At 36.0% G+C, this 14,405-nt stretch carries 12 protein-coding genes; 9 read left to right on the forward strand and 3 right to left on the reverse strand.

What is annotated here, in order from left to right; all coding sequences use genetic code 11:
* Positions 1–11: 11 nt before the first annotated feature.
* The 4 genes from ABYT26_RS01705 (at position 12) to ABYT26_RS01720 (ending at position 7,317) form a co-directional block, all read left to right on the forward strand.
* Positions 12–851 (forward strand): hypothetical protein, encoded by an 840-nt coding sequence (locus tag ABYT26_RS01705; RefSeq protein ID WP_372751155.1) that lies wholly within the window; start codon positions 12–14, stop codon positions 849–851.
* Between the two features lie 366 nt (positions 852–1,217).
* The gene (locus ABYT26_RS01710; protein ID WP_372751156.1) at positions 1,218–3,062 is read left to right on the forward strand and encodes a 2-oxoacid:acceptor oxidoreductase subunit alpha; all 1,845 of its coding nucleotides are present in this window, start codon (positions 1,218–1,220) and stop codon (positions 3,060–3,062) included.
* Positions 3,063–3,064: 2 nt separating this feature from the next.
* On the forward strand, positions 3,065–4,105 hold the full coding sequence (locus tag ABYT26_RS01715; protein WP_372751157.1) for a 2-oxoacid:ferredoxin oxidoreductase subunit beta: 1,041 nt from the start codon (positions 3,065–3,067) through the stop codon (positions 4,103–4,105).
* A 236-nt stretch (positions 4,106–4,341) separates the two neighbouring features.
* A complete protein-coding gene (locus tag ABYT26_RS01720) occupies positions 4,342–7,317 on the forward strand; it encodes a PEP/pyruvate-binding domain-containing protein (RefSeq protein WP_372751158.1) in 2,976 nt (991 codons plus the stop codon).
* 44 nt (positions 7,318–7,361) lie between these two features.
* Here ABYT26_RS01720 and fabD read toward each other — a convergent pair whose 3' ends face one another.
* Entirely contained in the window at positions 7,362–8,255 is an 894-nt protein-coding gene (gene fabD, locus ABYT26_RS01725) for an ACP S-malonyltransferase (protein WP_372751159.1), read from the reverse strand.
* Positions 8,256–8,442: 187 nt separating this feature from the next.
* Complete coding sequence (folE, locus tag ABYT26_RS01730) at positions 8,443–9,063, reverse strand: GTP cyclohydrolase I FolE (protein ID WP_372751160.1); 621 nt, start codon at positions 9,061–9,063, stop codon at positions 8,443–8,445.
* Between the two features lie 111 nt (positions 9,064–9,174).
* Between folE and ABYT26_RS01735 the strand changes: the two genes are divergently transcribed.
* Entirely contained in the window at positions 9,175–9,864 is a 690-nt protein-coding gene (locus ABYT26_RS01735) for a hypothetical protein (protein ID WP_372751161.1), read from the forward strand.
* On the opposite strand, the gene ABYT26_RS01740 is transcribed toward ABYT26_RS01735, so the two are convergent.
* Entirely contained in the window at positions 9,861–11,162 is a 1,302-nt protein-coding gene (locus ABYT26_RS01740) for an MATE family efflux transporter (RefSeq protein WP_372751162.1), read from the reverse strand. The genes ABYT26_RS01735 and ABYT26_RS01740 overlap by 4 nt on opposite strands.
* A gap of 187 nt (positions 11,163–11,349) precedes the next feature.
* Between ABYT26_RS01740 and ABYT26_RS01745 the strand changes: the two genes are divergently transcribed.
* From ABYT26_RS01745 to ABYT26_RS01760, 4 genes are all read left to right on the forward strand, one after another.
* On the forward strand, positions 11,350–11,952 hold the full coding sequence (locus ABYT26_RS01745; protein ID WP_372751163.1) for a superoxide dismutase: 603 nt from the start codon (positions 11,350–11,352) through the stop codon (positions 11,950–11,952).
* 131 nt (positions 11,953–12,083) lie between these two features.
* Positions 12,084–12,668, forward strand: coding sequence for a superoxide dismutase (locus ABYT26_RS01750; RefSeq protein ID WP_372751164.1), 585 nt, complete (start codon positions 12,084–12,086; stop codon positions 12,666–12,668).
* 338 nt (positions 12,669–13,006) lie between these two features.
* Positions 13,007–13,579: a nitroreductase family protein gene (locus ABYT26_RS01755; protein WP_372751165.1), complete on the forward strand. Its 573-nt coding sequence runs from the start codon at positions 13,007–13,009 to the stop codon at positions 13,577–13,579.
* A gap of 18 nt (positions 13,580–13,597) precedes the next feature.
* Positions 13,598–14,311, forward strand: a complete 714-nt coding sequence (locus ABYT26_RS01760) for a hypothetical protein (RefSeq protein WP_372751166.1) — start codon at positions 13,598–13,600, stop codon at positions 14,309–14,311.
* Positions 14,312–14,405: the final 94 nt, after the last annotated feature.

The raw sequence follows: 14,405 nt of genomic DNA on the forward strand, positions 1-14,405 counted from the left end.
AATTTACGACAATGAAAAGATTTAAAATACTAAGTATGATCGTGGCGTTGGGCTTATTTTTCTGCGCGTGCGAGGATACAAATGATAATTTGGTAGCATCTCGAGATGTGGCAGTTGTTCCAGTTCTTACTGGTCTTACTCCTGAATCTCCAATCTTTACAGATTTTACAGTAGACGATGTTTCTTTTACTGTTAGTTTAGAAGATGGTGATGCTGTTGATGCTGCAGAAATTCGAGTGGCTTATGATGGTAATGAAGAATTTTTACAGGATATCGCTTCGTTCCCTAGCGATATCACAATTACCGCTGCAGACATTCTAACTGCTTTAGGTCTTACTTCAAGTGAAATTGAGTTAGGATCGGAAATTGCTGTTTATGTGATGACTACCTCTGATGGTGTGACTTCTCGTTCTCAGGCTGCTTTTAATATTGATATACCTTGCGAATTCGATTCTAGCATAACAACTGGTTCTTATGGTATTGTTTGCGATGGTTGGGGTGTTGATTCTAATGTTAGTATTACTGCTGACGAAGATGATCCCTACATTGTTTACATCGCTGGCCTAGCTGAAGCTGATGCTTGTACAGGTAATGGTAATACCATGAAGGTGATAATTGATCCTGTTTCATATCAGTTAACTGGGGATACAGAAAGAACAATTGTTGCTGATGACTGCTCGGGTTGGGCTGCTGCTTACTCAGTGTATACAAACTACTCTTATACCTTAAAATCAGGTTCATTTAGCACTTGTGATGGTTCCTACGAAATTGTATTCGAATTAGAGTACTTATATGAAGGTGAATCTGATTATTCCTCTTGGGGTGATTACACATTCACATTTACTCGATAATTTCGATAAAATTTAAATCGGTTTTGTAAAGTGATCTCTTTGTGAGGTCATAGAAATATAATCCAGTGAGCTTTGTCTCACTGGATTTTTTTTTAACAAAACGATTTTCTTTTGCGTTTAAGGGTCTACTAAATTTCTCATTTTAAGCTCAAATTATTCGTTTTTTTGAATTTTAGAAAGTCTTAACTTTGTAATCTACAAACGTTTGCGAAAAATCAATAAATTTTATTCTCTTTTCTTGTCTAAAAACAGGGAAACGCTACCTTTACCTAGCTATGTAACATGTTTTTAGCATGATAGTATCTGGTATAAAATTTCCAATTACCATCTATTAAGTATTAGTATCAAGCGTAATTCAGTACAATTATGAGTCAAAAGAGAAAAATCATTGAAAAGGAAGAAGTTGTTATTCGATTTTCCGGCGACTCGGGAGATGGAATGCAGCTAACAGGAACGCAATTTTCCGATACTTCCGCTTTGTTTGGAAACGATGTTGCCACTTTTCCTGACTATCCAGCAGAAATTCGTGCACCACAAGGAACCGTGGGTGGAGTATCAGGCTTTCAGTTGCATTTCGGACACATGGAGGTGAATACTCCAGGCGATTTTGCAGATGTATTGGTGGCCATGAACCCAGCAGCATTAAAAGCTAATTTAAAATGGGTAAAACCAAGTGGAACTATTATTATTAACGAAGATAGTTTTACCGAGCGAAACTTTGAAAAAGCAGGTTACGAATCTGATCCCTTAGATGACGACAATCTGGCAGATTATAATTTGATTAAAGCCAGAGTAACTACCTTAACAAAGGAATGTTTAAAAGACTCAGGTTTGGATCAGAAAAGTATTCTACGAAGTAAAAACATGTTTACTTTAGGAATGGTTTATTGGATGTTCGATCGTCCGCTTGCTCATACCGAAGAGTTTATCGAGAATAAATTTCGCAAGTATCCTTTGGTTGTGCAAGCCAATAAAATGGTTTTGCGTGCTGGCTATAACTTTGCCAAAACAATAGAGGCTTTACCCTATAACTTTAGTGTGGCTCCAGCTAGAATAAAACAAGGAACTTACCGAAATATAACAGGAAATAAAGCAACAGCCTGGGGATTAATTGCTGCAGCCGAAAAGGCTGGTTTGGAATTGTTTTGTGGTTCCTATCCAATAACTCCGGCTACCGAAATTTTTCAAGAATTAGCAGCTCGTAAAGATTTAGGAGTAAAAACTTTTCAGGCAGAGGATGAAATCGCTGGTATTTGTACAGCAATTGGTGCTAGTTTTGCTGGAGATTTTGCAGTTACAACTACATCGGGACCAGGATTGGCTCTTAAAACTGAAGCTGCAGGATTGGCCGTAATGACCGAGTTGCCTCTTGTGATTGTAAATGTTCAGCGTGGTGGGCCTTCAACGGGATTGCCTACTAAAACCGAGCAATCTGATTTAATGCAAGCTATTCACGGTCGTAGTGGAGAATGTCCAATGCCTGTGATGGCAGCAAGTACCTCTTCAAATTGCTTCGAATACGCATTTAGAGCGGGTAAAATTGCTTTGGAACACATGACCCCCGTTATTCTACTTACCGATGGTTTTATTGCCAATGGAGCCGAGCCATGGCTCGTACCGAAAATGACTGATTTACCAAATATTGTTCCCCCAATTGCAAAGGAGGGTGACGATTATCAGCCTTATGCAAGAGATCCAGAAAAACTGGCGAGAAAATGGGCTGTTCCTGGAACAAAAGGTTTAGAACATCGAATTGGAGGATTGGAAAAAATGGATGTTACAGGAACTGTTTCCTATGTTCCTGAAAATCATCAGGTGATGACAGAAATTCGCTCGGAGCGAATTAGAAGAGTTGCCAATTTTATTCCTGAGCTTACAGTAAAAGGGGAAGATGAAGCTGATCTTTTGGTAGTTGGCTGGGGAGGAACCTACGGCCATTTAACCACGGCTGTTCGGGAACTTCAAAAGGGAGGAAAGAAAATTGCTCAAGCACATTTTCATTATATTTTTCCCCTGCCTAAGAATACCGAAGAAGTTTTGAAACGCTATAAAAAAGTAATTGTTTGTGAATTAAACGAAGGTCAATTTGCAGAATATTTACGTTCTAGCTTTCAAGAAATAAAATTTCATCAATTTAATAAACTGCAAGGATTACCATTTACAGTGTTGGAATTAAAAGATAAGTTTAATCAATTACTAGAGGAGAAGTAATCATGACAGATACAAGCAATCATACATTGAGTCCTAAAAAGTTTACTCCAAAAGATTTTAAAAGTGATCAGGAAGTAAGGTGGTGTCCCGGATGTGGAGATCATGGAGTGTTAAATTCGGTGCAAAAAGCCATGGCAGCTCTCGAACTTCCCAAGGAGAATTTCGCTGTTATTTCAGGAATCGGATGTTCTTCGCGTTTCCCATATTATATGAATACTTACGGTTTTCATACGATTCACGGTCGAGCTGCGGCCATCGCTTCAGGGGTAAAGTCGGCAAATCCAAAACTTGAAGTTATACAAGTTTCTGGTGATGGAGATGCATTGGCCATTGGAGGAAATCATTTTATTCATGCAATTCGACGTAATATTGATATGACCATTCTTCTTTTTAATAATGAGATTTATGGGCTTACCAAGGGGCAATATTCGCCAACTTCGAAGCAAGGAATGATTACCAAGACTTCGCCATTCGGAACTATAGAGCAACCATTTCATCCGGCAGAGCTTGCATTGGGAGCTCAATCGAAGTTTTATGCACGCTCAATTGATACCAACATTAAGCTTACAACAGAATTAATTCTTGCTGGTTCCAAACACAAAGGAACTTCTATTATTGAAATCCTTCAAAATTGTGTGATTTATAATGATGGCGCTCATGCGATGATTACAGATAAAGAAACAAAGCATGATTTTCAGTTGATTTTGCAACATGGCGAGAGAATGATTTTTGGTAAGGATAGAAATAAAGGCTTAGTTTTAGGAGGTAATGGTAAACTAATAGTAGTTACAATTGGTGAATTTGGAATTACCGAACAGGATATTTTAATTCATGATGCTCATAATCCTGATCCTCATATGGCATGGTTGTTATCCAATATGTCAGCTCCCGAATATCCGGTTGCATTAGGTGTGATTCGCGATGTGGAAGCACTTTCTTACGAAGAAAAATTAGAGCAACAAATTAAGGATGTTCGAGCAACAGCCAGCATTAAGTGTATGGATGATTTGCTAAATAGTGGTGATACATGGGAAGTTAAATAGGTAAATATAAAAGAGAAAGTATAAGAGGAGACCAATTGTTTCCTCTTTGTTTTTTAGAAGGATTTTTACCTGTTTTAGGAGGCGCTTTTTGATATTTTATACTTTTTATAATCGCTTTTATTTTATAAAATGAAAATGATTTTTGCTCACGAAAATCTTGGCATGGAATCATAAATTAATACTACTTTGCATCTTCAAATGCATACAACAACAACAACAACAAAACATGAATTAAGATGGAAGAAGTTTCGATTTCTAAAATTTACAAAAGAAAAAAGAGTGATAGAGATATTTTTCAGGAACTGATGCCCTTTAAAGTGAAGGAAATTCTTCTGATTGCGACCTATTATGACGCTTATACAATTGTTCGGGAAGGACAATTTTCAGATAAAATTGTTGGAGAATATTTACAGTTAAATCTTTATGCAGCACCACGTTTTACAAGTGTTGCAACCAATGAAGAAGCAACAGAAGCTCTGGATAAAAGGAATTTTGATGTTGTAATCATCATGGCTGGTTTGGATAAAGAATCACCTTTAGAACTAAGTCAGCAAATTAAAAAAGTACAACCAGATATTCCAGTACTGGTTTTGGTAAATAACAATAGCGATTTGGCCTTTTTCGACCGAGCTGCTGATAAAATCAAAAACAATATCGATCGGGTTTTTGTTTGGAATGGCTCTACTAAAATATTTATGGCCATGACCAAATACGTTGAGGATAAATTAAATCTGGAACCAGATACCAAAATTGGAGATGTTCGGGTGATTTTATTGGTCGAGGATTCGGTAAAATATTATTCCCGATATTTACCTTTGCTGTATACTTCAGTAATGACCCAAACACAAAAGGTAATATCCGATGAAGGGGAAATAGATGAATTACATAAGATATTGAAAATGAGGGCTAGACCCAAAGTAATTCTTGTGAGTACTTATGAAGATGCTGTTGAAGTAGTTGATAAGTACCTGGAAAATTTGCTTTGTGTAATTTCAGATGTTCGTTTTGCCCGAGAAGGAATATTAGATAATGATTCTGGAGTTGACTTGATTAAGTATGTGCAGGAAAAAAACATGAAAATTCCATGTTTAATGCAATCGCACGATACAGATAATGCCATTCGTGCTATGCAGGTAGATGCTGATTTTATCAATAAAAATAGCGATACTCTGGCTCTGGATATTTACAATTTCATTTATACAAAACTCGGATTTGGCGATTTTGTATTTAGAAATCAAAGTGGAACTAAAGTAGCCATAGCAAAGTCTATGGATGAGTTTGAAGAGAAATTAAAGTATGTGCCCGATGAATCTCTTCTTTTTCATTCTAAACGAAATGGAATTTCTACTTGGTTGATGGCACGTGGAGAAATTAATGTTGCTAAAAAATTACGACGTTATCAAATTGAGGATTTCAAATCAGTAAAAGACCTTCGTAAATTTTGTTTGAATGTATTCGAATCCTCAAGAATAAAACAGCTTCGCGGGCGCATCATTAAATTTAGACCAAATATTGTAAATTCAAACCACTATGTGGTTCGTTTAGGAGCCGGATCTTTGGGGGGCAAAGGCAGAGGATTGGCCTTTCTTAGTAATTTTATTGAAAACATTTACTTTGCCAAACTAATAAAGGATATCAACATATCTATTCCGAAAACTGCCATTATAGGGGTAGAGGAGTACGACAATTTTATCGAAAAGAATAATTTGTACGATAAAATATATTTGGATAAAAATTACAAAAAAGTAAGAGATCTATTTACCAAAGGAGATTTGCCTGAGAAGTTAAAGAAACGACTTCGTTTGTATCTTGAAGAAATGACAGGCCCCATTGCTGTGCGTTCTTCAGGTTTGTTTGAGGATTCTTTAATGCAACCTTTCGCAGGTGTTTATGCAACCTATTTATTGCCTAACAATCATCAAGATATTGAGGAACGTTTTGCTCAATTAGAAACGGCCATAAAGCTAATTTATGCTTCTATTTTTTCGCCTGATGCTCAATCGTACTTTAGTGCTGTCGATTATAAAATAGAGGAAGAAAAAATGGCGGTTATTATTCAGGAAGTAGTTGGTCAGGAGTCTAATGGGAGGTTTTATCCAAACATAAGTGGTGTTGCTCAATCTTACAACTACTATCCTTTTTCATACATGAAACCAGAGGATGGTTTTGCTGTTATAGCCATCGGATTGGGAAAATATGTAGTAGGAGGAGAAAAAACACACCGTTTCTGCCCCGAGCATCCCAAATTGCAATTGGCTTCCATCGAGGATCAAATGAAAGATTCTCAGAAATATTTTTATGCAATTAACATGCAGAAAGATGATTTTGATCTGGTTAAAGATGGCGAGGATGCAGTAACAATAAAATATGATCTTTCGGATGCTGAAAAAGATGGTAATCTTTTACATTGTGCATCGGTTTACGATTATCAGAATGATAGATTGGAGCCGGATTTGAATTTGAGAGGTCCTCGAGTGGTTGATTTTGCGAATATATTAAAATACAATCAAGTTCCTATTGCTCATGCTTTAAGTGTGCTACTTACTATTTTTAAGCAAGCTATGGGTGCTCCGGTTGAAATTGAATTTGCTGTGGACCTTACAAAGGGAAAAAATATGCTTCCTACTTTTCATTTGCTACAGATAAAACCTCTTATCCGTCAGGAAATGAGTATAGATATTGACATGAGTAAGGTTAATAAGGAAAAGCTTGTATTGTTGGCCAGCAAAGGAATGGGAAATGGTAAGGTTGATTCTGTTCAGGATATCATTTACATGGATATTGATAAGTTTGATCGAACAAAAACAGAAGAAATGGCTCTCGAAATTGAAAATTTAAATCAAAAAATGAGAGAGCAAGATCGAAAATACGTGTTAATTGGTCCTGGACGATGGGGAACAAGAGATAAGTTTACAGGTATTCCTGTTTTATGGTCGCAAATATCAAATGCGAAAGTGATTGTTGAGCAGGGATTGGAAGATTTTCCATTGGATGCTTCTTTGGGGTCACACTTTTTTCACAATGTAACTTCTATGAATGTGGGTTACTTTTCGATTCGAGGAAATACAGAGCAAAGTTTTGTGAATATGGATGTGCTTGGAAAACAAAAATTAGTAGAGCAAATCCATTACTTTAGACACGTTCGTTTTAAGGAACCTTTGGAAATTTTGATGGATGGTAAAAAACAAGCTAGTGTAATTAGCTTTAAATAAAAGTAAAAAGCCGTTTCAATAATTATTGAAACGGCTTTGTTTTATTAATTGCAATTAAATGAATTAATTCCTACAGTTTCCATTTTTCGGTCAACTTTTTTTACCAAACCTTGAATCACTTTTCCTGGCCCTACTTCTGTAAACGACGAAGCACCGTCAGCAATCATATTCATCATTGTTTGAGTAAAACGCACAGGTGCGGTAAGTTGAGAAACTAAATTTTTCTTGATCTCAACAGGATCAGAAATTGGGAGTGCATTTACGTTTTGGTAAACTGGGCATATTGGTTCTGAGAAAATTGTGTTCTCAATCGCTTCTTCCAACTCGATACGTGCAGGTTCCATCAAAGGAGAGTGAAAAGCTCCACCTACTTTTAAAGGGATCGCTCTTTTAGCACCAGCTTCTATTAATTTTTCGCAGGCAATTTCGATTCCTTTCATGCTTCCTGAGATAACTAACTGACCAGGGCAGTTGAAATTAGCCGGAACTACAATTTCATTAATTTCGTCACAAACTTTCACTACAGTTTCATCATCTAAGCCGATGATAGCAGCCATTGTTGAAGGTTCTTTTTCGCAAGCTTTTTGCATGGCTATAGCTCTTTGAGAAACCAGCTTTAGACCATCTTCGAAAGATAAAGATCCATTGGCTACCAAAGCAGAAAACTCACCTAACGAGTGTCCAGCCACCATTTCAGCTTTAAAATCCTCACCAAGGGTTTTTGCTAAAATCACCGAGTGTAAGAAAATTGCAGGCTGTGTAACATTAGTCTGCCTTAAATCTTCATCGGAACCTTCAAACATTAGATCCGTGATACGGAAACCTAATATTTCGTTGGCTTGTTCAAAAAGTTCCTTAGCAAGGGTAGAATTATCGTAGAGGTCTTTTCCCATACCTACAAATTGAGCTCCTTGCCCTGGAAATACATATGCTTTCATATTTTTTTCTTCAATTTATAATTTTCAATTCGTTACTAAAAAATTAATAATGAATTGATTATCATGTTAAGATTTAAAATAATCCGGAGACAAATATACCTATTCAAATTGCAATCTGCAATTTTGAAGGGCAGATTGTAAGTTTTGATGATAGAATCGCTTAAAAAATACAGATGTTTTAATGGCTTTATTTAGTGGAAATTAAGCGAATGAATTCTTCTCTGGTAGCCACTTTCTCGAATGCTCCTGTAAAATCAGAGGTTGTAGTAATTGCATTCTGTTTTTGAATGCCACGCATCGACATGCACATGTGCTGAGCTTCTATAACTACAGCAACACCCAAAGGGTTTAAGGTATTCTGAATACATTCTTTTATTTGTGTTGTTAAACGTTCCTGTACTTGTAATCTTCGGGCAAAAGCATCAACAACTCGGGCTATTTTGCTGAGTCCAGTAATGGTTCCGTTGGGAATATAGGCAACATGAGCTCTTCCAACAAAGGGAAGCATATGGTGTTCACACATCGAATATACTTCAATATCTTTAACGATAACCATTTGGCGGTAATCTTCTTGAAAAATAGCAGAACGCAAAATGTCTTCAGGATCATTGTGGTAGCCTTGAGTTAGGAATTGCATTGCCTTAGCAACACGCAAAGGTGTTTTTAAAAGACCTTCTCGTTCTGCATCCTCGCCTAATAATTCGAGTACCTTTTTATAGTGAAACATTAACTCTTCTGTAGTTTCCTGATTGTATTTTTCTATTTTTGTGAAACCTTTATTATTCTTTCCGTTGGTTGAAAATTCCATTTGTGTTATGTGTTTTAATTTAAGTCGCAATTTTGAATTGCAAAATAAGTATAAATTTCACCTACTTTACAAACTTTTAGAAGCTTTTGTTCGAGCTAAGTAATTGCATCTATGGAGATTTTAATAATAGCTGGCACTTTTTCTAGTCTGCAAAATTTTATTAGTCAACTGGTTTTGATTGAGAATCTGGGGAAGAATTATGCTCGATTCAACTATCAAAATAAAGAACTTGATGTTTTGATATCAGGAACAGGAGGAAGTGTTACTTCCTATCATTTAACCAAAGCACTAACTTTTAAAAAATACGATGCAGTAATCCATTTAGGAAGGTGTTTTTCTTTAAAGGATCAGCCAGAATCAGCTTGTATTGTGAATGTAATAGATGATTATTTTGGAGATCTGGGTTTTGATACCGATGATGCTTTTTCATCAGTATTCGATTTGGGCATACAAGCTAAAAATGAGCATCCGTTTACCAATGAAATTTTGGAAAATAATTTATCATTACCCGGATTTCGATCTGAATATCGAAAAGTAAGTGGAATTAGTTGCAATACCATTCCGACCAATCTTTTTGGTTTAGCTGATATGTATTTAAAAAATTATCCGGATGTGATTAGTCGCGATGGAGCGAGTGTTTTATATGTCTGTTTATTAGAAAAAGTGCATTTAATTCAGCTCTTTTACGTGGTTGATAGAATTGAGAATGCCAATGAAAAATATCAAATAGAGGAAGATGAAAGCTTACGATTAACCAAAGTTCTGCAAGAGAGTTTAGATCAAATTTTTGATGTTGATTAATCTAACTTGAGTAAAATAGCTTTTTTGTAGTAGATGGACTGAAACACACCCCTTGCTAGCATAAATCCGAGCATGGCAATCCATAATCCGTGGTTTTGGTACAGATCCTCTAAAAAATAGTAGCAAGGAATAAATACCAGTAGGGTGGCTGCCATCATGGTTTTTCTCATGTAAGCCGAAGCGGTAGCTCCAATAAAAATTCCATCCATAAGATAAGATGCAAAGCTTAAAATGGGCAGTAGAACTATCCATTTTATATAGGCTTGAGCTTCAAGAATTGTCGATTCGTTGTTGGTTAAGGCAGATAAGATCCAATTGGCACTTGTTCCATAAAAAAATGTAAAAATTAGACTAATAGCTATTCCCCAGATAAAAAGCAGACGAATGACTGTTCGCAAACCCTTTTTATTTCTAGCGCCAATAAATTTTCCTACCAAAGCTTCAGCAGCAAAGGCAAAACCATCCATAAAATAGGAAAAGATGAATAAGAACTGAAGCAATAGAGAATTAACGGCAAGTATGATTTTATTTGTGTTTGCCGATTCTGTAGTAAAAAAGGTAAATACAAAAATAATACAAAGGGTTCGAATAAAAATATCCTTATTTATAGAAATAAAATTTTTCAATTCTTTAATTTTCATCATGCCTTCTAAGCTCCAGTGATGAAACAATCGGCGATAGTAGCGGTAGATAAAAAATAAGGCCAGTAATAAGCCAAAGTATTGAGCAATAACAGTTCCTAATGCTACCCCACGAGCATCTAAATGCATTCCATATACAAAAAATGCCGACAAACAGATGTTGACAATATTACTTGCGATTGCAATTAGCATAGGGATTTTTGAGTTTTGCATGCCAATAAACCATCCCGTTAAAGCATACAAACCAATGGTTGCGGGTGCGGCCCAAACTCTTATGTAGTAGTACGATTTTGCGATAGTTTCCACCGATTCTTCTGAGTTGATGAAGTAAAAACTCAATTTGGCAATGGGATTTTGAAGAATCAGGATGAGGCTACTGCCAATAAGTGCAACCAAAAGAGCTCGTGATAAGGAAAGAATACTTTCGCTAAAATTTCTTGCTCCATAAGCCTGTGCAGTAATTCCTGATGTGCCCATGCGCAGAAAGACAAAGCCCCAATACAGAAAATTAAAGATGATTCCGCCTAAAGCAATGGCGCCAATAAAATCAACTTTTCCTAAATGTCCCATTAAAGCTAAATCGACTATTCCCAACAAAGGAATGGTAATGTTGCTGACAATATTTGGGAGTGCTATTTTGAGAATCCGTTTGTTCACCAGAGAATTTTTGGAAGTTTGTAAGCGGCAAAAATAGATAAAAATAATGTATTTAGAAGTTGAGAGAAAGATTTGAAAATAAAAGACAAAAAAGTCTTTAAAGTATTTGGAATTAATCTAGATAAAAATTAGCTTTGTTTCAGTGTTAAAAAAATAGATAATAATTACTCTTAAATAGATACAAGATATGGCATTTAAATTACCAGCATTACCTTATGCTTACGATGCTCTAGAGCCTCATATTGATGCACGAACAATGGAAATCCATCATTCAAAACATCACGCAGGATATACCAATAACCTAAATGCTGCTATTGAAGGTTCCGGCCTGGAGAGCAAAAGTATTGAGGACATTTTAGCGAACATTTCAAAGCATTCAGTTGCAGTAAGAAATAATGGAGGTGGCTTTTTCAATCACGATTTATTTTGGCAAGTTATGTCGCCAAATGGGGGAGGAAAACCATCAGGAGCATTATTGGCAGCTATCGAAAAAGATTTTGGATCGTTTGATGCATTTAAAGAAGAATTCTCCAAGGCTGCAGCTACGCGTTTTGGTTCTGGATGGGCATGGTTGGTGAAACAATCAAATGGCAAACTAGTTGTCAGTTCTACGCCTAATCAGGACAATCCATTGATGGATGTAGCCGAAGTTAAAGGAACACCAATTTTAGGATTGGATGTTTGGGAACACGCATATTATCTGAAGTTTCAGAATAAAAGACCTGATTACATCTCGGAATTTTGGGATGTAGTTAATTGGGAGAAGGTGGCTAAACACTTTCAGGATTAGTTTTGTTTATTGTTTTTTTGATTTTGGGACCGGTTTTCTTTGAAAACCGGTCTTTTAATTTTCTAAGACATCGGGTTGCGTATTTCGATAATTATGATGAAATTGTATGGTAAATCTAAAAGAACAAAATCATGACACACGAACTACCAGAATTACCTTATGCATTAAATGCACTTGAGCCTTCTATCAGTCAAAAGACATTAGAATATCATTATGGAAAGCATCATCAGGCTTACGTTAACAATTTAAATAACCTGATAAAAGGAACAGCTTTTGAAAAAGCCAGTTTGGATGAAATTGTGCGACACTCAGAGGGAGGAATTTTTAACAATGGAGCTCAGGTTTATAATCACACTTTTTACTTTATGGCTTTAAGTCCTGATGGAGGGGGCAAGCCCAAAGGAAAATTGGCTGATGCTTTGCGATCTACCTTTGGATCTTTTGAAGCTTTTAAAGAGGAATTTTCGAAAGCAGGAGCTACTTTATTTGGTTCCGGTTGGGCGTGGTTAGTGGCTGATTCGCACAATAAACTTAGAATTATGAAGAAAGAAAATGCAGGCAATCCGATTACCGATGGGCTAAAACCACTTTTAACCATGGATGTTTGGGAGCATGCCTACTATTTGGATACTCAAAATGCTCGTCCGAAATACATCGAGAATTTTTGGAATTTGGTGAATTGGGAAGTGATTGAAAAACGATATGATGCTTTGTAAATAGATGAAATTTGTACAAAAAGCGGTGATCAAGTTAATTTGACACCGCTTTTTTAGTGAATTTCAGGACACAATAGAGGTGTGAAAAGTAGACTTTTCAAGTTTGGAATAAAATCGCAGGAAAGAGGTTTATCAATAGATATGAGCGCTTTCCTTTTCATTTTTAATGACTTGCTAAGTCCGATTCGGATTCTTTGAATTTGTTTGTGATTTACTTCGTGTTAAATAAATGTAAAAGCCTTTCAGATTTTCTTGATGAATAAGGAAAAATCACTTAATTTATAGCTAATTCAAGCTGTATAGTGGAATAAATTAATATCATTCAAATTAATTATCAGATGCTAAAAGAACTCGTATTGCGAAACAGAAGCTATCGAAGATTTTATGAAGAGGAACAAATTTCTTTAGAAAATATTATTCAATGGATCGACTTAGCCAGAATGGGCGCTTCGGGGCGAAATGGGCAAACTCTTAAATATCAGATTGTACTGAATAAAGAAAAACGTCACGAGGTTTTTGAAACTTTAGCTTGGGCTGGGTACTTGTCCGATTGGAATGGTCCTATTGAAGGTGAACGTCCAGCTGCCTATGTAGTCATGTTAAATGATGATAGTTTAGGAAAAAACTATTTTAGTGATGATGGAATAGCGGTTCAAAATTTACTATTGGGAGCGGTAGAAAAAGGCTATGGAGGTTGTATTCTTCGTGCTTTTAAGGAAAAAGAATTAAGAGAGATTTTACAAATCGACGAAGCTTATAAAATAATTCAAGTTGTCGCATTAGGAAAACCCAAAGAAAAAGTGGTGTTGGAAGAAATGCAAGACGAAGACATTAAATATTGGCGAGATGAAAATCAGGTTCATCATGTTCCAAAACGAAATTTAAATGACCTGATTGTTGGGGATTATTAGAGTTAAAAAATTTATTTTATGAAAAAAATAATTGTAGGATGCCTATTTCTTTTACTGGGGAGTTTGTTAGGTGAAAGTGTGCAGGCTCAAAAAACGAAGAACGATTCCATATTTTTCACTGGCGCTGTAATGGATCAAAAGGAACTATCACCTTTGCCATATTCGCATTTTCGTGTGAATGATAAAAGAGCAGGAACAACCAATTCCTACGGACGATTTTCCTTTTGGGTAAACTCTGGTGATACCATTCAGTATTCCTATGTAGGATACCACAGTGTTCGGGTGATTGTTAGTGATAGCTTAAAGTCGGATTCCTATTTGTTTGGTGTTTTTATGGCTAAGGATACTTTTGCTTTGCAGGAAGTTTTGATTTTGCCTCGTTTTGGTGATTTTAAAGAGGCATTTATGAATGCAAAAGTGAATACCCCTGAATATGTTAGAGCCAAGAATAATATTAATTCAGCTACCTACGAAGCTTTAACTATGCAGCCTAAAACAATGGATGCAAAAGCAAATACCGATTTGTTAATTAAACAGCATATATCGCAGAATGAGAATCAGGTTATGGTTCCACCAGATATGATTGTAGGAGTGAGTTTGTCGCAAACTTTACCCGAAATTCAAAGAATTAAGAGGAAACAGGATTTGAAAATTCCTGATAACATCGTTACCGATAAGGAGATTACAACTCTAAAGCAGATGTACAAGTACAATGTTATCGATAAAGAATAAAAAAAGGCGGTGATTGTTCGAGGCCACTGAAAAAGTCTCATAAATAATAAAAGCAGTAAAAAGATTGATTTATTCTTCTTTTTTTACTGCTTTC

Origin of the sequence: Labilibaculum sp. (assembly GCF_041595635.1) — a bacterium.
Classification (GTDB): Bacteria; Bacteroidota; Bacteroidia; order Bacteroidales; family Marinifilaceae; genus Labilibaculum.

What these genes read in the sequence shown, in the direction of transcription:
- ABYT26_RS01705 (WP_372751155.1), top strand. Translation starts at nt 12, where the DNA reads ATGAAAAGATTTAAAATACTAAGTATGATCGTGGCGTTGGGCTTATTT.
- ABYT26_RS01710 (WP_372751156.1), top strand. Translation starts at nt 1,218, where the DNA reads ATGAGTCAAAAGAGAAAAATCATTGAAAAGGAAGAAGTTGTTATTCGA.
- ABYT26_RS01715 (WP_372751157.1), top strand. Translation starts at nt 3,065, where the DNA reads ATGACAGATACAAGCAATCATACATTGAGTCCTAAAAAGTTTACTCCA.
- ABYT26_RS01720 (WP_372751158.1), top strand. Translation starts at nt 4,342, where the DNA reads ATGGAAGAAGTTTCGATTTCTAAAATTTACAAAAGAAAAAAGAGTGAT.
- fabD (WP_372751159.1), bottom strand. Translation starts at nt 8,255, where the DNA reads ATGAAAGCATATGTATTTCCAGGGCAAGGAGCTCAATTTGTAGGTATG.
- folE (WP_372751160.1), bottom strand. Translation starts at nt 9,063, where the DNA reads ATGGAATTTTCAACCAACGGAAAGAATAATAAAGGTTTCACAAAAATA.
- ABYT26_RS01735 (WP_372751161.1), top strand. Translation starts at nt 9,175, where the DNA reads ATGGAGATTTTAATAATAGCTGGCACTTTTTCTAGTCTGCAAAATTTT.
- ABYT26_RS01745 (WP_372751163.1), top strand. Translation starts at nt 11,350, where the DNA reads ATGGCATTTAAATTACCAGCATTACCTTATGCTTACGATGCTCTAGAG.
- ABYT26_RS01750 (WP_372751164.1), top strand. Translation starts at nt 12,084, where the DNA reads ATGACACACGAACTACCAGAATTACCTTATGCATTAAATGCACTTGAG.
- ABYT26_RS01755 (WP_372751165.1), top strand. Translation starts at nt 13,007, where the DNA reads ATGCTAAAAGAACTCGTATTGCGAAACAGAAGCTATCGAAGATTTTAT.
- ABYT26_RS01760 (WP_372751166.1), top strand. Translation starts at nt 13,598, where the DNA reads ATGAAAAAAATAATTGTAGGATGCCTATTTCTTTTACTGGGGAGTTTG.